Raw genomic sequence first — 21,275 nt, forward strand, 5'->3', positions numbered from 1 at the left:
GGTGGCAGCGCACGCGGCGAGCAGGCGAGCTTGTCCTCGGCGAGCTGCAGCCGGACCTTGATGGAACCTCAGCATTGGCTCGCCCAGGAGCAGTGAGCTGCTCGCGGACGAGGGCTCGGATGAGGCGGTGCAGCGGGAGCGTGCCGTCCTGCACCCGGGCCAGACCTTGAGCGGCCAAGGCCGCCCTCGCCGGTCACCTTGCCGATGTCCTCCCGAAGCAGGTTGAGGTACTGGGCGGGTGCAAGGCCGTCGGCGAGCAGGGCTGAAGCCTGTCCGCGGTTGAGAGGTCTTCGGACGTCAGAGACCGATCGGCCTGCTTCAGCCAACTGCGTTCCCGCGGGCGCGGGTACCTCGAAGTCCGGTTGCCGGACCGTGACCGAAGTCCCGGACTTCGGTTGAGGTCACGCGATCCCACGCGACCTCAACCACGCGCAGCCGCCGCCACCAGCGCACCAGATCTCAGGCGTAGCTGTAGCTGCGAACGCTGCCGGTCCGGTTGTCCCGGGCGATGAAGTCGGTTGGGAACCTGCGGACCGGCACCACGGCTCTCCCCTCCTGATTTTTCAGCGATGGCGCTTGAGTTGGCCCCGCTGAGCATCGCGACCGGCCCGGCCCGGTGGCGTGGCACTCAGCGGCGGTACGGCACCGGACCGTGCCGAACTCGGGGCAGAGACAGGTCACATCCCCTCGGGCCGCGGCTGTGCTCTCAGTTGACGGCAGCGCCGAACCACTTGGGCAGGTGGTCGAGCAGATCCTGCTGATCTTCGCCGACCCATGCCACGTGGCCGTCCGGTCGCAGCAGCACTGCGGGCGCGTCGAGTTCCTCGCTGATGTCGACGACGTGGTCGACCCGGTCTGCCCAGCCCGCCACCGAGAGGCGGCCGGTCTGGTCGAGCAGTAGTCCGCGGCCGCCGTGCATCAGCTCGTAGAGGCGCCCCCGTTTCAGCTTCACGTCCCGCATCCTCCGGCCGAGCAGTTCGTGGCCCTCGCCGAAGTCGTAGCGGACCCCGACCGCGGTGATCATCTCGGTCACGTACCGGTTCACCTCCTCGAAGTCCATCAGCTTCGAGAACAACTCCCGCAGCGCGGTCGCACCCGGATCGGTTCCCAGGAGCGTGATCTGGGCGCGAGTGTTGTCCAGTACACGGGCGCCCACCGGGTGCCGTTCGGCGTGGTAGCTGTCCAACAGCCCCTCCGGCGCCCAGCCGTTGACCTCGGCTGCCAGTTTCCAGCCGAGGTTGAACGCGTCCTGCACGCCGAGGTTGAGCCCCTGTCCGCCGGTCGGGGGGTGGATGTGCGCCGCGTCGCCGGCCAGCAGCACCCTGCCCACCCGGTAGCGCTCGGCCTGCCGGGTGGCGTCGCCGAACCGGGACAGCCAGCGCGGCGAGTGCACGCCGAAGTCGGTGCCCGCGACCGCCCGCAGCTGCTGCTTGAACTCCTCCAGGGTCGGCGCGGTCGCACGGTCCTCGGCCACGCCGTCGGCGGGCACGACGACTCGGCACACCCCGTCCTCGTCGGGTGGGGTGACACCGAACCGCAGTTGGCTCTTGCGGACCTCCTCGACGACGGCGGCAATCGTCGCCTGATCCTCGGTCACCGTCGCAGCCGACGAGGTAACGCGAGCGCAGCTGCGTGCCGTCCGCCAGCTCGACACTCACCCCGTCCTCGCCCTGGCTCAGCCCGACCACTTCGCAGCCGCGCCGGATCTCGGTACCGAGTTCGAGCGCACGCTCGTTGAGCAGCCGCTCGGTGACCGGCTGCGGGGTGGCGACGCCGTACGGGTGAGCCGTGTCCAGTCGGTCCGGCCACGGCTTGGCGATGCCGCCGAAAAGACCGCCGACCTGGAACTTCTCACTGACCGCGAGGAACCGGTCCAGCAGGCCGCGCTGGTCCATCATCTCGACGCTGCGCGCGTGCAGGCCTTGCCCGCGGGACTCCCTGGTCGGCTCGGCCAACTTCTCCAGCACGACCACGTGCACTCCGGCCAGCCGTAACTCGCATGCCAGCATCAAGCCGGTCGGTCCGCCGCCGACCACGATCACGTCGATCATCACCACACCCTTTTCCGCAGATCCTGGCTTCGGTCGGCGATTCTGCGGCACGACCCGGGCCTTGCCGCAAGCCCCCCAGTGCGCTATATCTTGAGAGTGGCAAGGAGCGGGCAACCTCCTTGCCTTTCTTCTTTTGTCGCTCCTGCGGACGGACAAGCCCCTCCCGAAACGGACAGGCCCCTTCCGAGACGGGCAAAATCCTTCCGAGACGGGCAAACTCCTGTCGAAAGCGCGGCCATTCTCATGGAGTTCGAATCGCCACGCCGCATGAGCACTGGACGGAGCTCGCCGTACGCAGGCGCGACACCGAGCACCCCGGCGACGACCACACTCAAGGTCCGGGCGCCGTTGGTGAACCGCCCAGCCGGCAGGTGATGTCGGTGGCCAGGACCAGTCGGCCGCCCGTGGCGGCGGCAGCATGACTCGCGGTCAAACAGCTCGACAGGGCGTCCAGTTCGGTCGCGAAGAGGAGGGCGCAGTCGGTAACCCGTGAAGGTGGCTGGCCGGCTCCCAGCCGGAACCGGTGATCAAGGCCAGGACGGAGAGTACGCGACTGCCGGAGGCACCGGCGGAATGCGAACCGGCTTTCACTCCGGGCCGGCAACGAGGACTTCCACGCCGGTGGCCTGCAGTGTGTCGAGCTCTGACGCCGATATGCCGGCGTCGACGACGACGAGGTCGAACGCGGTGACGGGTGCCAGCTGGTAGAGGCCGCGGCGTTGGAACTTGGTGTGGTCGACCAGAAGGATTTTCCGGTCGCAGGCTTCCATCAGGGCTCGTTTCACTCCCACGGTCTCCTGGGACTGGTGGTAGCAGTGGCCGCGGGTGATGGCGGTCGTCGAGGCGAACAGTGTGTCGGCACGCAGGCTGTTGACCGCGTCTATGGTCCGGATCCCGAGGAATGCGTCGTAGGCGGGAAAGTACGCGCCGCCCAGCGATATGAGATCGATTCCCGGACTGCCGGCGAGAACCTGGATCACGGGTACGAAGTTGGTGATGACCGTCAGCGGGGCGCGCTGCGAGAGCAGTCCGGCGAGCGCCAGGGCCGTGGTGCTGTCGTCGACGACAAGGGACTGCCCGGGCTTGACGAGGGGCAGTGCGGCACGGGCGAGTGCGCCCTTCTCCGCCGCCATGGCCTGGTTGCGATACCGGATGTCGCCGTGGAATGCCGTCGACGGTTGTGCGGTTGCCCCGCCGCGGACTTTCCTCAGCCACCCCTTGCCCTGCAGGTAGTCGAGATCGCGACGGATGGTCATCGGTGTCACGCCCAGCTCGTCGGCGAGTCGCTCGATGCGGACGAAGCCTTCGTCGACGACGCGGCTCTTGATCCGCTCCCGCCTCTCGCGCGGCCCACGCCCGCCCTCGTCGGTGGCCGGATCCTTGCCTTCCTCCATGGAGACCACCCTCTGTTCTCTTTCTGTTAACAGAACACATACAGGCCGCGTCGGGCTTTCATCCCACCCATTGCGGGCTTTCCACCTGCTACGAGCGTGTTGCAGCTCGGTTTGTGGCGCGCTCTCCGAAGGAGCATGGCACACCGATGTTCATCCAGGCCAGGAGAGTGAACAGCCAAGCTGATCAAAGGATCAGGCTCCGGTGTTCAGTTCTCAGGATCCGTTGACACCTACAAACGCCGAGAGTTTCTTGTGCGTTACGTCGTAGCGCCGACCGGCAACTACACGGTGCGGATCAAGGAGTGGAACATGGGAAAACTGGCCAGTGGTGCTCTCACCGGCATCCTCGCCCTGGGCGCTCTCACCGCATGCGCTCAGGAACCGAGTGCCGGGACCTCCAAGGCGGACGGAGGGTCGGGCAAGGTCGCGTTCCTCATGCCCGACCTGGCCTCCACCCGCTACGAGCAGTACGACGCTCCGCTGTTCAAGAAGCGTATGGCCGAGCTGTGCCCGGACTGCGGAGTGCTCTACCAGAACGCCAACGCTGACGCCTCGCTTCAGCAGCAGCAGGCGAATTCCGCGATGACCCAGGGTGCGAAGGTGATCGTGCTCGACCCGGTGGACTCGGCCGCGGCGGCCACGATCGTGCAGACGGCGCAGTCCCAGGGCGTCAGGGTGGTCGCCTACGACCGGCCCATCCCCGACAAGCCCGCGGACTTCTACGTGTCGTTCGACAATGAGGCGATCGGCGAGGCCATCGCCCAGTCGCTGGTCGATCACCTGAAGCAGACCAAGGCCAAGGGCGGTGTGCTCCAGATCAACGGGTCTCCCACCGACGCCGCCGCCGGGCTGATCAAGAAGGGCATCCACAACGCCGTCGACGACAGCGGGTTCAAACTGCTTGCCGAGTACGACACGCCGGGATGGGCGCCGGAGAAGGCCCAGCAGTGGGCGAGCGGACAGCTCGCCCAGTACCGCGGCAGGATCGCCGGCGTGGTGGCGGCCAACGACGGCACCGGTGGCGGAGCGATCGCGGCGTTCAAGGCCGCGGATGTGAAAGTCCCGCCGGTCACCGGCAACGACGCAGAGCTGGCAGCCATCCAGCGCATCATCGCGGGAGACCAGTACAACACCATCTCCAAGCCGATCAAGATCGTCGCCGAAGCGGCCGCGGACGTCGCCCACCAGTTGCTGCAGGGCGAGAAGCCCGAGGCGGACACCAAGCTGTTCAACACCCCGTCGGAACTGTTCAAGCCGACCGTCGTGACACAGAAGAACCTCAAGGAGGTCATCTTCGCCCCCGATGGAGTGCTCAAGGCGAAGGACGTGTGCACCGCGCAGTACTCCGCCGGCTGTCGGCGCCTGGGCATCCAGTAGCGGCCCGAAGTCTCCGAGGGAAGAGGGGCATGATGACAGGCACCGCGGTCACCGGTGCGGGCACGGACACCGTGTTGTCGCTGAGGGGGATCTGCAAGAGCTTCGGCGCGGTCGCCGCGCTGACCGATATCGCGCTCGACGTCGCGGCCGGTGAGGTGGTCGCCGTCGTCGGGGACAACGGCGCCGGCAAGTCCACGCTGGTGAAGATCCTTTCAGGGGTGTACACCCCTGACGCAGGAGAGATCTTCTTTCACGGCGAGAAGGTCTCTCTCGGCTCACCGGCCATTGCCCATGCGATGGGCATAGCCACGGTTTTCCAGGACCTCGCCCTGTGCGAGAACCTCGACGTCAAGGCGAACCTGTTCCTGGGCCAGGAAATTCGGCCCTGGATGCTGGACGACGTCGCCATGGAAAAGCGCTCCTGGCAGTTGCTGCGACAGCTGTCGGCAAAGATCCCCACACTCGGCGTTCCGGTGGCTGCCCTCTCGGGCGGCCAGCGCCAGACTGTCGCGATCGCACGCTCTCTGTTGATCGACCCGAAGATCGTCCTGCTCGACGAGCCGACGGCCGCCTTGGGCGTCGCGCAGACGGCCGAGGTCCTCAACCTGGTCGAGCGGCTCAAGCACAACGGACTCGGCGTGGTGATGATCAGCCACAACATGGAGGACGTCCGGGCGGTCGCCGATCGCGTCGCCGTGCTGAGGCTTGGCCGCAACAACGGTGTGTACAACGCCACGGACGTCTCCTCGGAAGAGATCGTCGCCGCGATCACCGGTGCAACCGACAACGTGGTCTCGCGGCGAGCCGCGGGCCGGGTGACTTCCCCTCAGGAAGAGAAGGAAGAGCTGTGACATCCATCGACACCTCGGTGGCACTGGCCACCGACCTGCAGGATGAGCGTCTCGTGACGCCGCAGGGCATCACCGACAGCATCAGGGCCACCATCCGCCGCGTTCGGGGCGGAGACCTGGGCATGCTGCCCGTCGTCGGCGGCATCGTGGTGATCTGGACGATCTTCCAGCTGCTCAATCCGACCTTCCTGTCCAGCACCAATCTGGTGAACCTGTCCTTCGACATGGTCCCGGTGGGCGTCCTCGCACTGGGGATCGTGTGCGTCCTGCTGGTCGGCCAGATCGACCTCTCCGTGGGATCGGTGAGCGGCGTGTCGGCCGCGATCACCGCCGTCGTCATGGTCAAGAACGAGCAGCCGACGTGGCTGGCGGTCCTCGCGGCCGTGGCCGCCGGCTGCCTGATCGGATGGCTCTACGGCCAGGTACTCAACCGCGTGGGCGTGCCCAGCTTCGTGGTCACCCTGGGAGGCCTGCTGGCTTTCCTCGGCGTACAGCTGTGGCTGCTTCGAGGCCAGAACGCGATCAACCTGCCCTACGACTCGACCCTGGTGAAGTTCGCCCAACTGTGGTTCGTCCCCGCCTGGGTGGCCTACGCGCTGGCGGTGGTGGCCGTGGGTGGGTTCCTGGCCACTGGCTGGGCGCGTGCCCGAACCCGCCGCCGCGCCGGGCTGTCGTCCTCGTCGCTGCAGTGGCTTGCCATGCAGTCCCTTCTGCTGCTGGCCGGGCTGCTGCTCGCGGTCTACTACCTGAACCGCACCCGCGGCGTCGCCTGGATGTTCGTGTTCTTCGTCGCGCTGGTGCTGGTGATGAACTACCTACTGACCCGCACCAAGTTCGGACGCTCGCTGTACGCGGTCGGCGGCAATGCCGAGGCGTCCCGCAGGGCCGGCATCAACGTACGGCGCGTATACACCTCGGCGTTCGTCATGTGCTCCTGCCTGGCCGCGGTCGGCGGCATCCTGGCCGCGTCGCGACTGGCGGCGGCGAACCAGAGCAGCGGTACCGGAGACGTCAACCTCAACGCCATCGCCGCGGCGGTGATCGGCGGGACCAGCCTGTTCGGCGGCCGCGGCTCGGCGATTGCCGCCCTGCTCGGCGTCCTGGTCATCCAGTCGATCTCCAGCGGTCTCACGCTGCTGAACCTCGACTCCTCCTACCGGTTCATCATCACCGGCGCGGTGCTGCTCGTCGCCGTCGGCCTGGACTCCGTCGCCCGCCGTTCGCGCCAGGCACACGGTCGGGGGTGAGGACGGTGACTGCGATCGCCATCGACGCGGGCACCACCACCATCAAGGTGGTCGGATACGCCGACGACGGGAAGGAGTTGGCGGTGAGCCGTCGGCCGACCCAGGTGAAACGACCCCGTCCCGGGTGGGCCGAGCAGGACATGTCCGAAGTGTGGGCCGCGGTTGCCGCCGCCGTCCGGGACGTCGTCTCCGCGCTCCCCGGCGCACCCGACATGGTCGCCGCCACCGCACAGGGCGACGGCGCCTGGCTGCTCGACGGCCAGGGTCGACCCACCGGACCCGCCGTGCTGTGGAACGACGGACGAGCCACGGCCCGGATCACGGCGTGGGAGCGCGACGGGGTGGCGCAGGAGGCGTTCCGGATCAGCGGGTCGCGGGTGTCCACCGGGATGCCCAACGCCGTGCTGGCCTGGCTGCGCGAGAACGACCCCGACCGGGTGGCCCGATCCAGTCATCTGCTGACCTGCGGTGGCTGGCTTCACCTGAAGCTGACGGGTGCGCCCGCCGTCGACGAGTCGGACGCCTCGGCACCGTTCATGGACATCAGGCGGCGCGACTGGTCCGACCGGCTGTTCGAGGTCTACGGCCTGGAGTGGGCACGGCGACTCCTGCCCGAGCTGCGCGACGACAACCACCGAGTCACCACGATCAGCACCTCTGCGGCCGCGGAGACCGGCCTGCCCGCAGGTATCCCGGTGGTGCTGGCGCCGTACGACATCTGCGCCACCGCCATCGGCGCCGGCGCGGTGACCGCCGGCCAGGCGTGCTGCATCCTCGGTACCACCTTGGCCACGGAGGTCATCACGGACACCGTGGTCACCGACCGGCCGGTGGGCATCACCGTGACGCTCGGAGTCCCCGGCCGCTACCTTCGCGCCTTCCCCACCATGAGCGGCGGCGACGTCCTGGACTGGGGGGCAACGCTGCTCGGACTGGCCTCCGTCACGGATTTGATGGGGCTGGCGGCGCGGGGCAAACGCAATACGGCCGGGGTGCGGTTCATCCCGTACCTCTCCCCTGCCGGAGAGCGGGCCCCGTTCTTCGACCCCACCGCGCGCGGCTCCCTGTCCGGCCTGTCCCTGGAAGCCGGCCGCGAAGACATGGCCCGTGCGCTGGTGGAGGGAGTCACGATGACCATCCGCGACTGCCTGACCGCGGCCCCGGGCTCCCCGGACAGGCTGGCGCTCTGCGGCGGCGGCACCAGAAGCGACTTCTGGATGCGGTTGATCGCCGATGTGACCGGCCTTCCTGTGACCATTCCCGCCTCCGCGGAGGTCGGGGCCCGCGGTGCCTGGCTGACCGGCCTGGTCGCCACCGGCCGTGAGCCGGACTTCCCGACCGCCGCCGCCCGGCACGTGGAGGTTGCCGCCACATACCAGCCCGATCTGGCCGCGTTCGACGACTTGAGCGACCGGTACGCCGACTTCCTGCGGCTGCGGGAGCTGAACCAGCCGCTGTGGACACACGACCGCGGACAGACTCGTTCGACGAGCGGAGCCGACGCATGACCGCCATCGGAAGTGACGTCTGGCTGGGAATCGACCTGGGCACGCAGGGCGTACGCGTGGTCGTCGCCGCGTCCGACGGCAGTCTGCTGGGTGCGGGATCCTGCCCGCTGACCAGCCACCGGGAAGGCGATCGCCATGAGCAGCACCCGGAGCAGTGGTGGCGCGCGGTCCGCACGGCGATCGGCCGGGCGCACGCCGCCGGTGCCGACCTGCGCCGGGTCCAGGGGGTGGCCGTGGACGCGACCTCCGGCACCATCACCATGCTCGACCGCAGTGGCCTCTGCGTGACACCGGCACTGATGTACGACGACGGGCGCGCCGCCGCGGAGACGGACCAGGTCAACGCCGCCGGGGAGCGGCAGTGGGCCAAGGCCGGCTACCAGCGGATGCAGCGATCCTGGGCTCTGCCCAAACTCCGGTGGCTGCTCAACCACTATCCCCACGCCGCTGAGGACGGCTGGCGAGTGGCGCATCAAAACGACGCCATCAACAGCAAGCTCGTCGGGCACGAGGTACCCACCGACACCAGCAACGCGCTCAAGACGGGCGCCGACGCCGCACAGGTGACATGGCCCGAGCGCGTTCTCGACGCGTTGGAGATCCCCCGCGCGATGCTGCCCGACCTGGTACTGCCCGGCACGGTCATCGGTCAGGTCTGCGCCGCGGCCGCCGCCGAGACGGGGCTCACCGAGGGCACCGCCGTCGTCGCCGGGACGACCGACGGCTGCGCGGCGCAACTGGGCTCCGGCGCGACCGCCGTCGGAAGCTGGAACTCGGTCATGGGCACCACCCTGGTACTCAAAGGCGTCACCAAGGACCTCGTCCGTGATCCGCACGGGGTCGTCTACTCCCACCGATCACCCTCCGGCCACTGGCTGCCCGGAGGAGCCTCCAGTGTCGGAGCCGGCCTGGTCGCACGCGAATTCGCGGACGCCGACCTGGACATGCTCACCCGCGAGGCCGGGGCACTGCTGCCCACCGACCTGTTGCGCTATCCATTGGTCTCCCCGGGCGAACGGTTCCCTTTCATCGCCCCGGACGCCCGCGCGTTCGGCAGCCGCGAACCGGCCACCCGGGCCGAGTCCTTCGCCGCACTGCTGCAGGGCGCCGCATACGTCGAACGGCTCTGCTTCGACTACGTGGACCTGCTCGGCGCCCCGACCGACGGAGCGATCGTCCTCACCGGCGGGGCCACCCGCAACCCCCTGTGGAACCAGTTGCGCGCCGATGTGCTGCAACGCCCGGTGAGCCTCCCGCGCAACACCCAACCGGCGCTAGGCATGGCGGTGCTGGCCGCGTCGAGCCGTGCCCCTCTGGACAGCGTGGCCGCTGCGATGGTGCAACTCGACCGGACCCTCGAACCACGCCGTTCAGCGAAGAACCCTCACGAAGAGGGCTACCTCCGGCTGCTCGATCTGCTTGTCCAACGCGGCTGGCTCCCCGGCGTCGTCGCGACCCACGCACGAGAGAGGACGGCGCCTTGAGCCTCCATGTCATCTTCGTCCGGCACGGGGAGACCTTGTGGCATGCCGAAAACCGGTATGCCGGCAGCACCGACATCGCGCTCACCGAGCGCGGCCACGCACAGTCACGCGCGCTCGCGGACTGGGCCGAGCAGGCGGACCTGACCGCCATCCGGGCCTCCCCGCTGACGCGCTCGCAAGAGACCGCACGCGACAGCGCGGTGCGCACGGGGCTGCCCGTGAGCGTGGACCCACGGCTGCGCGAGCTCGACTTCGGCATCGCCGAGGGGCTCACGCGCGCAGAGATGCAACTACGGTTCCCCGACCGTCTCGCAGCCTTCAAGACAGACCCGGTGACGAACCACTTCCCCAAAGGAGAGAACCCCCTCGCTGCCGGCGACCGCTATATGGAGTTCCTCACCGACCTCCAGACCGAGCACCGCGAAGGCCGCGTCCTCGTCGTGGGCCACTCCACCGCGATCCGCCTCGCGCTCTGCCGCATCCTCGGCCTGCCGTTGCGCGAGTACCGCCGGACCTTCCCGTTCCTGGCCAACTGCGCCCTGAACGAAGTCGTTCTCCACGACGGCGTGATGTCACTGCTGACGCTGAACCGCCCCGTCACCCCAGGAGTACTCAAGTGACCACCATCCTCGCCGCCGGTGACCACTTCGTCCTCAACTCCCTGCTCATCGACAGGCTCCGGACGGCCGCGCCCACCGCGACCTCACGCTGCCCTGGCCGGTCGAGCCCTTCGGGGAGGTGGCGGAGGTACGGGAGGCGTCCGGCACCGAGGACCAGCTCATCGAGGCCCTCAGCGGAGTGGACATCTGCGTCACCCAGATGGCTCCGCTCACCGAACGGATCCTCCAAGCCAGCCCCGATCTACGCCTGTTCTGCGTCAGCCGCGGCGGCCCCGTCAACGCCGACCTCGAGACGGCCACCCGGCATGGCGTCGCGGTCTCCTTCGCCCCCGGGCGCAACGCCACCGCCACCGCCGAGCACACGGTCGCCCTCATGATGGCCGCGGCACGACGCGTTCCCGCCACCCACGCGGACCTCGCCGCAGCCAACTGGCGCGGTGATTACTAGGTAGCCAGATTCCTGGAAGGCCGGCCCTTGGCGCACTGCGCGAATCCGGAGGTTCTGGCCCAACTGCACTGAGACACACGGTGATGCGCCCGACGCTCGAAGGTCCTCGCCGTGACTCGACCCCCTGGGGACGGTGACCGTCCCCAGGGGGTCGAGTCACGGGCGCACCACGGCCTGGGCGTACGGCACCAGTCGGACGGGACCCGCGAGCCCGTACGCCTGGCGGGCGGTGGCGCCGAAGACTGCGGGCTGGGCGGCCCGGAGGCGGTTGATGAGCGGGGTCGCCACCTCGACCTCGATCACGTTGTCGCCGCGCCGCAGGTGTCCGCCCAGGTCGACGACCGGGTGGAGTCGGTCGGCGGGGGCCAGCCGGGTGCCGTTGACGGCGACCCGGAAGGTGTCGCTGACCTGGCCCAGTTCGAGGTACGCGCCGTGGGCCGAGGTCCAGTCGGAGGGCAGGACGACGGTCGTGCGGTAACGGCCGATGCCGGCGGAGTCGGCCAGTTCGGGGATCTGCGACCAGGGCAGCAAGGTGTCGAGGGCGAGTGTGCGCCGGACGATGTCGGTGCGGGTCGCATCGGCGCCGGGGTACCAGTCCTCGACGTCGAGCTGCCAGCGGTCCGGGGTGACGGGCTCGGGCAGCGCGGGCACCGTGGTGGTCGCCGCACGGCCCCGGGAAAGACGCGTGGTGTACGTGCCCGGTGCCGAGACGCGCACGGCCAGGCCGCGGTCGGTGAACAGCACCTGGTCCGCGTCACTGCCCACGGCGTGCGGACGGCTGCCGTTTCGGTCGCCGAAGAGCCCGGGCCGGCCGAGCGCGATGACGGTGGCCTGGCCGGGTTCGAGGGTGACGCGCACGGTCATGCCGTCGTCGTCCTCGGTGTAGCGGCCGATTCGGGTCGCCTGGCCCGTCCATGGGTCGAGCAGGTAGGGGACGGTGGCGCCACGACGGGTGCGGCGCAGGGTGACGTCGTGGTCGATGGTCGCGACGGGCGGCTTGACGGTCTCGGCGTGCTTGCCGTTGCACAGGTAGTAGAAGTCGGTGTCGCCGCTGACACGGTGGGCGTTGAGGAGGGTGGAGGGCGTGGCGTAGCGGGCGTCGGACGTGATGCCGAGGGCGGTGAGGGCGTCGCCGACGGCGGCCTTGTCAGTGACGGCGGTGACGTGCGGCAGGGCGAGGAGGCGGGCCAGGACCTCGCGCAGTGCGTCCGTCTCGTCCTGGTCGGGCACGCCCGGGGTGAACGCCTGGTCGAAGGCGCCGAGCAGGACCATGGGCAGTCCTGCCCGGGCCAGGCTCAGCAGCTTGCGGGCGTCGTCGAGGGCGAGGGTCGGGGTGGAACCGTAGAAGAAGTCTCCCTCGACGAACAGGGCCTTGTAGGCGGGGCCGTCCGGCGCGAGGCGACCGCCGGAGACGCGGGCGGCCGGCAGGTCGAGGAGCGGTCCGCTGAGGAACTGGTGGGTCCAGCCGAGCGGTACACCGGTCGCGGTGAACCAGGAGGCGCCGATGCCGGTGGCGGTGTAGCCGGTCTGGCGGAAGACGGCGACGTCGGCGCGCGGGGTGCCGGTCTGCAGGACCTGGTGCACTCGGCCGAGATAGCCGGCGATGTCCCGGACGTGCCGCCAGGTGGGCTGGCGGGGCCCCCAGGACTCGCCGTAGCCGGCGGCGCCGTTGTAGGGGCTGAAGGCGGCGAAGCCGGGCCAACTCACCCCGGGGGCGGTGGCGTACGAGAAGCCGTGCACGACCGTCTGGTTGACGCCGGCCGCGTAGGCGCCGCCCATGGTGCGCAGGAACCTGTCCCACGTCGTGCTGTACGCGGACCCGTTGTAGGCGCCGGATTCGCAGGACAGCACCGTGTGCCCGGCCATGTCCCGACCGCCGGCCAGGCAGCGGTAGTCGTCCAGGTTCTTGAAGCCGAGCGATTCGCCCTCGGCGATGTCGAGGATCGCTGCGGAGGCGATGGCGTCGGTCTGCAGTCCGTACGGCTGCGAGCGCAGCGACATGCCGAGCGAGTGCGCCCAGTCCCGCAGGGCGGTCACGTGGTGGGTGTTGAACAGGTGGGAGACGGTCTCCCAGAAGTCGTGCCGGATCTGCCGGGTGATCTGTGCCTCGAAGGCGAAGACCTGGTTGCTCTTGTCGAGGACGAGGGCCGGCAGGTACGCCAGGAGGGAACGGCCGGTGCGCTGCTCGAAGACGTCGGGCAGGGCGGAGGTCCACACGAGGGAGTCGGTCTCCAGTTCGATGGAGTCCTCGAAGAAGGCGCCGCCCGCGGCCTGGAGCAGTCGGCGCACGGTGCCGGTCAGGAGGGCGCGTTCCCAGAAGCCGGTGACGGCGGCGGTGCCGGCGGGGCTGAAGTGGTCGACGACGTAGGCGGCCGGGGAGGAGTGCGGGCCGGACTCGGGCTGCTGGGCGGTGCCGCGCTGCCAGTAGGAGATCAGCACCCAGTCTCCCTCCGCGGGGGCGGTCCAGGTCAGGGCGCCGTCGCGGACGGTGGTGGTGAGGTCCCGGACACTGGCGAGGTCCAGGCCGGTCTCCTTGCGGGTGGCGTTGGCGGGCTCGACGCGGGCGGCCTGGACGGCGAGCAGGCTGCGCCGGGTGACTGCGGAGGCGGCCTCGCGCACCGGCTCGGGGACCGGTCCCTGGTAGGTGGTGCCGGCGGCCACGGAGGCGCGGCCGTAGGCGAGTTCCTGGGCGGCGGTGTCGTCGTCGGGGGTGACGCCGGGGACGGCGACGGGCCAGCTGGGGCCGAGGGTGAGGTCGATGGTCAGGCCGCGTCTGGCGGCCTGCCGCAGGGCTGCCTCGACGCCGTCGCGCCAGGGAGTGCTGCCCCAGCCGTGGTGGGCGGTGTCGAGGACGGACTTGTCCTTGATGCTGTGGTGGACGGCGGCGATCTCGGCTCCGCCGAAGCCGGCGTCGGCGATCTGGTCGATCTCACGGGCGATCTCCGCCGGGTCGACCAGACCGTCCGGCCACCACCAGCGGAACTTGGGGCGCACGGACCGGGGTGGGGTGGCGAACCAGTCGCCGGACAGATCCTGACGACCGATCAGGGGGACGGCGCCGGCGTCCGTCGAGCCGACTGCGGTGAACGCCGTGGCGGCTCCGGCGGCCAAGGAGGCCGCGAGCACCGTGCGCCGGGATATCCCGCCACGCTGCGGGATGGGCTTCTGCATGTGTGGCCCCAGGTGATTGAATCGTTTCAATTCCTCGTAAACGCCGGAACGCTAAGCCCGGAATCCATGAAGGGTCAAGATCGGCGCCCCAATTCCCCATCGCGCGCAGCCTCTTGACGACGTTGGTCCATACCTTTACCGTCGCGGCACGCGCCCTGAGTCACAGGGGCACTCAAAGTTCACAGACATGAACCCGCCTTCTCCCCCACGTCACCGAAGGACGGCCCCATGATCCGTACCGGAGTCCTCGCGGCGGCCACCGTCATGGCCACTGTCACCACCGCGACCTTCCTGGGCAGCTCCAGCGCCGACGCCGCCGATCCGAAGGTCGCACCCGGCGGCAACTTCGACCTGTCGGTCTGGCAGTTGCAGGAACCCGTGGGTTCCCCCGGCAAGCCCACGACCATCTCCTCGTCCCGACTGCAGGGACCGGGCGGCCACCAGGACGCGTACTTCTACACCGACACCCGCGACGGTGCGATGACCTTCTGGGCACCCGAGAAGGGCGTCACCACTCCCAACTCCAAGTACGCCCGCTCCGAGTTGCGCGAGATGAACCGCAGCGGCGGCGCTGCCGACTGGTCACTGCGCGGCAGCCACCGGTTGAGTGCGACCCTGCGCGTGGTGTCGGTGACGTCCAACGTGTGCGTGGGGCAGATCCACCTGGGCTCCGGCGGCTCCTCCACCAAACCGCTGGTGGAGCTCTACTACCGGGCGAACGGTGACATCGTCGTCGGCACCGAGAACTCGCCCGCGGGCGGCCAGACCCTGCACACCGTGGGACATGTCCCGGTCGGCAGGACATGGAGCTACGCCATCGCCGTCTCCGGCGGTGACACCATCGATCTGACGGTCAACGGCAGCACCAAGCACTACCCGATTCCCTCGTCGTTCTTCCCGTACAAGCAGTACTTCAAGGCGGGTTCCTACAATCAGTCGACCTCCGACAGCACCACGAAGGGGGCGCGGGTCGCGTTCTACGGGCTGAACGTCTCGCACGGCTGACCAGAACACCGCGCGGGAAGTTCACGTGGAACGACGACCCACCCCACATCGGCGGGACATCCCTGCGATGCCCCGCCGATGCCTGTCGTCACTCGTCACCGCAGTCCGGTGAGGAACGGGGCGAGGGTGTGGGTCAGGGTGTTGTGCCGAGCGGCGGCGAACAGCGGGTCGAGATGGTTCATCCCGTCGTCCGCCTCGTATCTCCCGTAAGGGATATGCGAGTTGGCCACGACCTGGCGCGCGGACGACACGATCGTCCCCTTCGCGTAGCTCGTCTCGAAGACGTAGAGCGGAACGTCCAGGCCCCCGGTGTGCCGCAGTCGCAGCCCCAGTGAGCGGGCCAGGTCGGTGTCGGCGTAGGGATCTACGACGTCGAGGTCCACCGACAGCCGGGACGGCCAGTACCACTCCCACACGGCCGCCTCGGGACCACCCGCGTACGCCGTCGCGACACGGCTGATGGGAGTGATGCCCGTGTCGACCCAACCGCGCACGTCGCCGCTGTCGGCAAGGTGCCCCGAGTGGACACTGATGTCGTTCGGCCAGCCGAATCCGGCGTCCACCAAGGTGCCCAACAGACCGCCGTTGGTGACGGGGTACGGCGGCCGCAGTGCGTCGGGCATCCGGGGCTGGAGGACCGAGCGGCCGTCCGGGTCGCGATGTGCGTACCAGCCCGCGAGCTGGTACCAGATCTGTGTGCTCTCCGCCCGGGCGCCCAGCCCGACTCCGGTCAGGGTCATGTCGAAGACCGCCCCGCCCTCGATCGCGGCCAGCCGTTCCCGCACCTCCTCCGGTGAGTTGTGCACCAGCTGCCCGGTCCCCTCGAACGCCCCGCGCACGCCACCGTCGACAAGTACGAGCGCGTTGATGTCCCGGTAGCCGGGACGGCCGTCGAAGTCCCAGGCGGCGTAGGCCATCGCCGTAGTGGCGCCCCAGGAGTGACCGCCGAGCACCACTCGCCGCCGACCGCCGCGGGCCGCGGCCCGTACGACCGTGCGCAGGTCCTCCATGGTGCGGGCGAGGCCCCAACGGGCGGCGAAGGCGGAGGTTGCGGGGTCCTGCGAACCGTAGTGGCCATCCAGGTAGTACCCGGCCGGGTCCGCGGTGGTGAACCCCGAGCGGTCGGCCAGGTTCTCCTCGCGTCGGTCGAACGCCCACACCTGCACACCGGGCACGGCCTTCACAAGGTCCCGGGCGAGCAGGCGGAAGTCGCCCGCGGCCCCGAACATCCCCGGAACCAGCACCACCACCGTGTGTGCCGTGTCCGGACCGACCTGGAGTACATGGACCCGGTCCGACCCTGCCGGACCGCCCCCGCCGGCCACCGCCAGCGGGACGTACGGCTCGCGGTCCCACCCGGCGGCGACGGCCGGGCCGGTCGGGAGGGACGTGAGGGCGAGCCCGCCGACGAGCCCGCCGAGCACCGTCCTGCGAGGCAGGCCTCCCGTCATGAGGCGCACCCGCCCACCCGCTGGGTGCTCAGCGCCACGTCGTCCATGCGGACGTCGTATGCCGACGGAGTGGGGTCGGACTGGTACAACTGCCAGCCCAGCTTGAGTGTGTCGAAGTGCGGGAAGACGAAGTCGTCCGTCGTGCCGCCGTGTTCCTTCGTGGACACCGTCAACTCGGACTGCTCCACACCGTCCAGGTAGACGGTGACGCGATTGTCACGTGCGTCGAGGTGGAACTCGACGCACTGCCATGTCGCGGCAGTGGCGGGAGCGGAGGTCTTCCAGGCGGTCCAGTCCCCGGTGGGGCCCAGGTCGGAGCCGACTCCCCAGAAGTTGGCCTGTGAGGTGGGCACGTACTGGCCGCCCAACGGGCGTACCAGCGTGGGGACATCGGAGCCGGATGCCTCCGCGACGGTCCAGTGTGCCCAGTCCGGGGCCGTCGGGAAGTCGTTCACGCGCAGCCGCAACCGGGCCCAGAAGCTGTTGCCGGGGGGCGCGAGGTCGGACAGGACCAGGAAGGCACGGCCGTTGCCCTCGGTGTGGAGCCGCAGTTCGCGGCCATGGCCGGTGGCGCTGGGTTCGACTGTCAGCGAACCGTCGGCGGTGTCAGCGGTCCAGCCGCGGCCCGCGGTCACCGGGCCGAGAGGAAGGCGGTCGAAGTCTTCCCTGAAGAGGGTCGTGTGCGGGGTCGGGGTGGCGGAGGCGGTGGGGGGTATCGCGAGCAGCGCGGCCGATGCGGCTAACAGAGCGGCGGCGATCTTCCTCGTGCGAGTCATGCGGACAGTTTGCAACATCCGTCACAGCGTTCACACAGTCCGTCTCTCGGATCAGCGAGGCCCAGTGCCGCCGGGCACTGGGCGCCCGTCTGTCTTCCTCTCTCCGTGTCTTCGTCAGCCGATGTGGTAACTGTCCCCGTACACCTTCCAGTCCAGGGGCGGGTTGAGGTCGAAGTTGCCTTCGCGCAGGAAGACGCGCTGCGCGGTGTCGACGCGGCTGGTGTCGCTGTGTGCTTCCTCCTGCTTCATCGCCCATACCCGTGCGTCGAGGAAGGCGTCGAGGAACATGGTTTCGTTGCCGCCCCGCGCCGGCGGCTTCGCATGGTGCAGGGCATGCCGGCGGATGTTGCTGAAGCTGGTCGAGTCGCCGCCGTCGCCGTGCATGACGATGGCGTCGTAGTAGGCGAACTGGCCCAGTACACGCAGGCCGTCCGCCTTGCCCTGCCTGACGGCGGGGTTGAAGTAGACGCGGTCGCGTTCGTCGTTCTGTGCCTGCTGGAACGCCGTGTCCTGAGCGGCCCTGCGCCAGTCCTCGGTGAAGTACGGGTCGAGACCGTCGTGCGAGTCGGTGCCGTTGACTCGGCGCAGTGCCGGCAGGTACTTGGCGAGGACGTTGTCGGGCCTGCGGTCGGTGTAGAGCTCCACGAGGTCGAGCATGTCTGCCGTGCCGGAGCAGAAGCCGATGATGCCGGCGGTGTACCCGCGGCCGTCGCCGATGTCCTCGATGTACCGGTACTGGGCCTTCCAGTCGAGCGTGGAGTTCTCCGCGCTCGACACCAGTTGCATGGCGATCTCCTTCTTCGCCGGGTCGTCGAGGCCCGGTGCGGCTGCCGCCGCTGCAGCGATGGGCGGGGAGCCGAACACGCCGACGGAGGTCAACGCTCCCAGCCGGGCAAGGACGGTGCGGCGAGAAGTGCGGGCGGGTGGGGCTGCTGTCTCAGGTTCCACGGAGACTCCAGGCAAGGGTGGGGGGTTGGGGAGTTGGTCCAGACCTGAATCGTTAGGAATGTTTCCTACCAATAGATGGAGCCATCGGCAACTCACCGGACGGGAACTTTGCAGGATCAGCAAATGAGCCCCGGTCGGGCCACGCTGCACGGCCCGAGGCGTCGGGTGCTCCGGAGCAGGGTCCGGCGCGACTGCGAAGTGGTCGGGCTGAGCCAAGGCAAGGACGGGGTGAGTGTCGAGCTGGCGGACGGCACGCAGCTGCGCTCGCGTTACCTCGTCGGCTGCGACGGCGGCCGCAGTGCCGTGCGCAAACTGCTCGGACGATTGCCGCCGTCGTCGAGGAGGTCCGCAAGAGCCAACTGCGGTTCGGTGTCACCCCACCCGACGAGGACGGGGTGTGCCCAGTCGTCGTGCCCGCCGACGGCGTGGCCGAGGACCGTGCGACCGCGCCGACCCTGGAGGAGTTCAAGCAGCAGCTGCGAGCGGTCACCAGCCGCAATGTCAACGGGCTACGCACGCCACAGCCAGGTGGCCCGCTCATACAACGGCTCGAAGCCGACGCGCACCATATTGTGCAGCGACGGGTTGTGTTCACCGGGACCTTCCACGCCGGTCTCGGCGACGATCCATCGACAGCCCTCAGCCGAGGCCACCCGGACGCGAGCGGTGAGCAGCGCCGACTGGGCGCCACGTCCGCGCGCTTCCGGGAGCGTCACCCCGTCGAACATGTCGGCGCACTCCCGTTCAGGAAGACGCTCCCGACCGCGACGATCCGCTCACCCCGCCCAGACCGCGTACTGCCGCCAGTTCGCCTTGCCCACGCATGACGCGGTCATCTCGATCATGTCCGGGGTGATGAACCCGAAGGTGGTCATCATGACCGTGGCCCACTCCCGGGCCTGGTGGGCTTCGACGACGCCGACGCGCCAACCCGGATCCAGCGCGGCACGGTCGGCGGCAGTGGGCAGAGTTTCGATGTCGCGGCCCAGCTTGGTGAATCGGCGGCCCTCGGCGAGGCCCGGTTTCGCGGCGGCGGCGGAAAATCCTCGCACCCCGGCCCGGGCAGACCGACCGGCTCGAAGAACCGGCGCCCGGCCACCCGTCACGACGTGGGACGCGTCCTCGCCACCGGCGAGGCATACAGCCGCCCTGCCCATCACAAGGTCGGCACCAAACACGGCGAACTGGTTGAACGTCAAGCCAAGGCGAAACTGCTCGTGGGGATCGACGACCGACTCAATCCCCCGGCCGCCTGAAGTGGGCGTAGGGCGGATACGGCTTGAAGCAGATCAGCACCTCCAGGGGGTGCCCGCCACCGGGCTCCTGGACGAGCGTCGGGAGCGCCGTCATCAGCGCCGAGTGGCCTTTGACGACACCCGTCTGGCGCGGGCCCCAGCCCGCCGCGTGGGCGAAGTACGTGGCGGTCTCGGCGAAGACGTCCCGGCTGCCGAACAGGAAGAACGTTCGGGCGTGGGTGGCGTGCCGCAACTCGTCCCGGAAGTCGGCCCGCTCCCAGCGTCCTCGCCAGGAGGCGGCATCCCGTGCGGTGCGTGCCTCGTCGGTTCGGACGGTCAGCGGAGTGCCGTGCACCAGCTTGCGCCGCAGCTCGGGCCACTCGCTGGGGCGCAGGCCGAGCGTGTGGTGGACCAGGGCGAGATCGACCAGCTCGCCGACGCCCTCGTCGGGCGGGACGCCGTCGCGCAGCGGTACGTGGACGATCGTGTGCCGGGAGTAGGCGGCGAAGGAGAACAGGCCCGCGAGTCGGTTCAGCCCGTCGTGGTCGCCGAGCAACAGGCCGATGGGCTCGGGGGCGCGCAGTGAGGTGTGGCGAAGGGGCTGCCGGGGTTGGACGACACGGTGCTCGTGCGGCCCGGTCCGGGGCCTGAACTGGCGCAGCCTCAGCTGCATGCGGAGTACCTCATGGCCTCAGGATCGTGGGCGGCGAGTCTCCTCGGCAACGGAGATTCCACCCGGCAGCGGTCAGCCGGCGTCGCGCCGGCCTCCTCAAGCAGGTTGTACGGGTAACCAGCCGATGGTGACGCGTGCTTGCGAAGACGCCGTCGAGTCTGTTTGCGCGCAGCCCGGAAGGCAGGGGTAGGGAGGAGAGCCCCGATGAAATCCCGGGTGCCCCGCATTGTGTGACGGTAGCCTCGCCGCGGGAGTCGTCCACCAGGGGGAGGGACAGGGCATGCGGGAGCAGGACCGGATCGAACGGGCGCGGGAGCTGTACGAGTCCGCGATGTTCGGCGGGGACACGTCAGCACTGGTCGCGGCAGATCAGGAGCTGGACGCGGTCGAGGCCCCGATCGCGCTGGAACGTGGAAAGTTGCTGCACGTACGCTTCCTCAACGATCGGCGGGAGGACTCGCAGGAGCTGGTGCTGTTCGAGCGTGCGGCCGAGCTGTACCACCGCCTGGGTGATGCGGGCGGTGAGGCCGACGCGCTGTTCTGGATCGGTTGCTGGCACCAGGTGGTACGCGACGACAGTGCCGCCGGCAGGCCGTACTTCGAGAGGTCGTATGCGCTGGCGCAGTCCGTCGGCGACCGGAAGACCATGTCCTACGCGGTGCGCCATCTCGGCTTCGCCGAGAAGGAGGCGGGGCGGTTCGACCGAGCCCACGAGCTGCTGACCGAATCGGTGACGCTGCGCCGCGAGATCGGGTTCATGCCCGGCGTGGCAGCGGGCCTGGTGGCGCTCGGGTACCTTTCCGCCGAGACCAGCGACCGCGAGGCAGCCCTCGGGTACCTGGACGAGGCGCAGACCACCGCCGAACAGTGCGGCGCCAAGGCCGTGCTGGGATGGATCGAGCAGGCGCGCACCCAAATCTGAACCAAGCCCTGTCACAGCGCCGTGCTGCAGGGCCATGCCTGCGGGCCATGGCCTTGTCAGCAAGCTTTCTGGCAGGAGCTGAGCTGGTCGCCGGAGGCGTGCCCGGGTTCCGCG

General features: G+C 69.4%; 15 protein-coding genes and 4 pseudogenes. 11 read left to right on the forward strand and 8 right to left on the reverse strand.

Annotated features, from left to right (window positions below):
- Nucleotides 1-706: 706 nt before the first annotated feature.
- Both ADK57_RS52165 and ADK57_RS05380 read right to left on the reverse strand, forming a co-directional pair.
- Nucleotides 707-2,051, reverse strand: a pseudogene (locus tag ADK57_RS52165) (FAD-dependent monooxygenase).
- 587 nt (nt 2,052-2,638) lie between these two features.
- Nucleotides 2,639-3,445 carry a DeoR/GlpR family DNA-binding transcription regulator gene (locus ADK57_RS05380; RefSeq protein ID WP_078972966.1) on the reverse strand — a complete coding sequence of 269 codons (807 nt, stop codon included), beginning with the start codon at nt 3,443-3,445 and terminating at the stop codon, nt 2,639-2,641.
- A 309-nt stretch (nt 3,446-3,754) separates the two neighbouring features.
- On the opposite strand from ADK57_RS05380, the gene ADK57_RS05385 reads away from it, so the two are divergent.
- The 7 genes and pseudogenes from ADK57_RS05385 to ADK57_RS05415 all read left to right on the forward strand — a co-directional run.
- Nucleotides 3,755-4,822 (forward strand): sugar ABC transporter substrate-binding protein, encoded by a 1,068-nt coding sequence (locus ADK57_RS05385; RefSeq protein ID WP_053748195.1) that lies wholly within the window; start codon nt 3,755-3,757, stop codon nt 4,820-4,822.
- A gap of 29 nt (nt 4,823-4,851) precedes the next feature.
- Nucleotides 4,852-5,673: an ATP-binding cassette domain-containing protein gene (locus tag ADK57_RS05390; protein ID WP_199830483.1), complete on the forward strand. Its 822-nt coding sequence runs from the start codon at nt 4,852-4,854 to the stop codon at nt 5,671-5,673.
- A complete protein-coding gene (locus ADK57_RS05395; RefSeq protein ID WP_053748170.1) occupies nt 5,670-6,920 on the forward strand; it encodes a sugar ABC transporter permease in 1,251 nt (416 codons plus the stop codon). Before ADK57_RS05390 ends, ADK57_RS05395 begins: the two co-directional genes overlap by 4 nt.
- A 5-nt stretch (nt 6,921-6,925) precedes the next feature.
- On the forward strand, nt 6,926-8,428 hold the full coding sequence (locus tag ADK57_RS05400; RefSeq protein WP_053748171.1) for an FGGY-family carbohydrate kinase: 1,503 nt from the start codon (nt 6,926-6,928) through the stop codon (nt 8,426-8,428).
- Nucleotides 8,425-9,912: an FGGY-family carbohydrate kinase gene (locus tag ADK57_RS05405; RefSeq protein WP_053748172.1), complete on the forward strand. Its 1,488-nt coding sequence runs from the start codon at nt 8,425-8,427 to the stop codon at nt 9,910-9,912. The genes ADK57_RS05400 and ADK57_RS05405 overlap by 4 nt, the downstream gene beginning before the upstream one ends.
- The gene (locus ADK57_RS05410) at nt 9,909-10,532 is read left to right on the forward strand and encodes a histidine phosphatase family protein (protein WP_053748173.1); all 624 of its coding nucleotides are present in this window, start codon (nt 9,909-9,911) and stop codon (nt 10,530-10,532) included. The genes ADK57_RS05405 and ADK57_RS05410 overlap by 4 nt, the downstream gene beginning before the upstream one ends.
- Nucleotides 10,529-10,977: pseudogene (locus tag ADK57_RS05415) on the forward strand (hydroxyacid dehydrogenase); the annotation flags it as partial. The gene ADK57_RS05410 and the pseudogene ADK57_RS05415, both read left to right, overlap by 4 nt.
- Nucleotides 10,978-11,136: 159 nt before the next feature.
- On the opposite strand, the gene ADK57_RS05420 reads toward ADK57_RS05415, so the two are convergent.
- Nucleotides 11,137-14,151, reverse strand: a complete 3,015-nt coding sequence (locus ADK57_RS05420; RefSeq protein WP_053748174.1) for a glycosyl hydrolase — start codon at nt 14,149-14,151, stop codon at nt 11,137-11,139.
- Nucleotides 14,152-14,415: 264 nt separating this feature from the next.
- Between ADK57_RS05420 and ADK57_RS05425 the strand changes: the two genes are divergently transcribed.
- Nucleotides 14,416-15,156, forward strand: coding sequence for a polysaccharide lyase family 7 protein (locus tag ADK57_RS05425; protein ID WP_107091480.1), 741 nt, complete (start codon nt 14,416-14,418; stop codon nt 15,154-15,156).
- A gap of 95 nt (nt 15,157-15,251) precedes the next feature.
- On the opposite strand, the gene ADK57_RS05430 is transcribed toward ADK57_RS05425, so the two are convergent.
- The 3 genes from ADK57_RS05430 to ADK57_RS05440 form a co-directional block, all read right to left on the reverse strand.
- The gene (locus ADK57_RS05430) at nt 15,252-16,607 is read right to left on the reverse strand and encodes an alpha/beta fold hydrolase (protein ID WP_053748197.1); all 1,356 of its coding nucleotides are present in this window, start codon (nt 16,605-16,607) and stop codon (nt 15,252-15,254) included.
- On the reverse strand, nt 16,604-17,383 hold the full coding sequence (locus tag ADK57_RS05435; RefSeq protein ID WP_053748176.1) for a hypothetical protein: 780 nt from the start codon (nt 17,381-17,383) through the stop codon (nt 16,604-16,606). Before ADK57_RS05435 ends, ADK57_RS05430 begins: the two co-directional genes overlap by 4 nt.
- A gap of 114 nt (nt 17,384-17,497) precedes the next feature.
- Nucleotides 17,498-18,331: a chitosanase gene (locus ADK57_RS05440; RefSeq protein ID WP_159050014.1), complete on the reverse strand. Its 834-nt coding sequence runs from the start codon at nt 18,329-18,331 to the stop codon at nt 17,498-17,500.
- Nucleotides 18,332-18,499: 168 nt separating this feature from the next.
- Between ADK57_RS05440 and ADK57_RS46910 the strand changes: the two are divergent.
- A pseudogene (locus tag ADK57_RS46910) lies at nt 18,500-18,855 on the forward strand (FAD-dependent monooxygenase); the annotation flags it as partial.
- Here the strand turns inward: ADK57_RS46910 and ADK57_RS50385 are convergent.
- On the reverse strand, nt 18,841-19,059 hold the full coding sequence (locus tag ADK57_RS50385; RefSeq protein ID WP_053748178.1) for a hypothetical protein: 219 nt from the start codon (nt 19,057-19,059) through the stop codon (nt 18,841-18,843). The pseudogene ADK57_RS46910 and the gene ADK57_RS50385 sit on opposite strands and share 15 nt — an antisense overlap.
- Nucleotides 19,060-19,371: 312 nt before the next feature.
- Here ADK57_RS50385 and ADK57_RS52170 point away from each other — a divergent pair.
- Nucleotides 19,372-19,587, forward strand: a pseudogene (locus ADK57_RS52170) (hypothetical protein); the annotation flags it as partial.
- Here ADK57_RS52170 and ADK57_RS05455 read toward each other — a convergent pair.
- Nucleotides 19,568-20,239 (reverse strand): hypothetical protein, encoded by a 672-nt coding sequence (locus ADK57_RS05455; protein ID WP_053748180.1) that lies wholly within the window; start codon nt 20,237-20,239, stop codon nt 19,568-19,570. The pseudogene ADK57_RS52170 and the gene ADK57_RS05455 overlap by 20 nt on opposite strands.
- Before the next feature lie 280 nt (nt 20,240-20,519).
- Here ADK57_RS05455 and ADK57_RS05460 point away from each other — a divergent pair, with 280 nt between their 5' ends.
- The gene (locus ADK57_RS05460; protein ID WP_053748181.1) at nt 20,520-21,161 is read left to right on the forward strand and encodes a hypothetical protein; all 642 of its coding nucleotides are present in this window, start codon (nt 20,520-20,522) and stop codon (nt 21,159-21,161) included.
- The last annotated feature ends 114 nt before the right edge of the window (nt 21,162-21,275 follow it).

This window comes from Streptomyces sp. MMG1533, from assembly GCF_001279775.1.
Classification (GTDB): domain Bacteria; phylum Actinomycetota; class Actinomycetes; order Streptomycetales; family Streptomycetaceae; genus Streptomyces.

Bases quoted from the DNA above. Each gene is read 5' to 3' on its own strand.
- ADK57_RS05380 (WP_078972966.1), bottom strand. From the start codon at position 3,445: ATGGAGGAAGGCAAGGATCCGGCCACCGACGAGGGCGGGCGTGGGCCG.
- ADK57_RS05385 (WP_053748195.1), top strand. From the start codon at position 3,755: ATGGGAAAACTGGCCAGTGGTGCTCTCACCGGCATCCTCGCCCTGGGC.
- ADK57_RS05390 (WP_199830483.1), top strand. From the start codon at position 4,852: ATGATGACAGGCACCGCGGTCACCGGTGCGGGCACGGACACCGTGTTG.
- ADK57_RS05405 (WP_053748172.1), top strand. From the start codon at position 8,425: ATGACCGCCATCGGAAGTGACGTCTGGCTGGGAATCGACCTGGGCACG.
- ADK57_RS05420 (WP_053748174.1), bottom strand. From the start codon at position 14,151: ATGCAGAAGCCCATCCCGCAGCGTGGCGGGATATCCCGGCGCACGGTG.
- ADK57_RS05425 (WP_107091480.1), top strand. From the start codon at position 14,416: ATGGCCACTGTCACCACCGCGACCTTCCTGGGCAGCTCCAGCGCCGAC.
- ADK57_RS05430 (WP_053748197.1), bottom strand. From the start codon at position 16,607: ATGACGGGAGGCCTGCCTCGCAGGACGGTGCTCGGCGGGCTCGTCGGC.
- ADK57_RS05435 (WP_053748176.1), bottom strand. From the start codon at position 17,383: ATGACTCGCACGAGGAAGATCGCCGCCGCTCTGTTAGCCGCATCGGCC.
- ADK57_RS50385 (WP_053748178.1), bottom strand. From the start codon at position 19,059: ATGTTCGACGGGGTGACGCTCCCGGAAGCGCGCGGACGTGGCGCCCAG.
- ADK57_RS05455 (WP_053748180.1), bottom strand. From the start codon at position 20,239: ATGCAGCTGAGGCTGCGCCAGTTCAGGCCCCGGACCGGGCCGCACGAG.
- ADK57_RS05460 (WP_053748181.1), top strand. From the start codon at position 20,520: ATGCGGGAGCAGGACCGGATCGAACGGGCGCGGGAGCTGTACGAGTCC.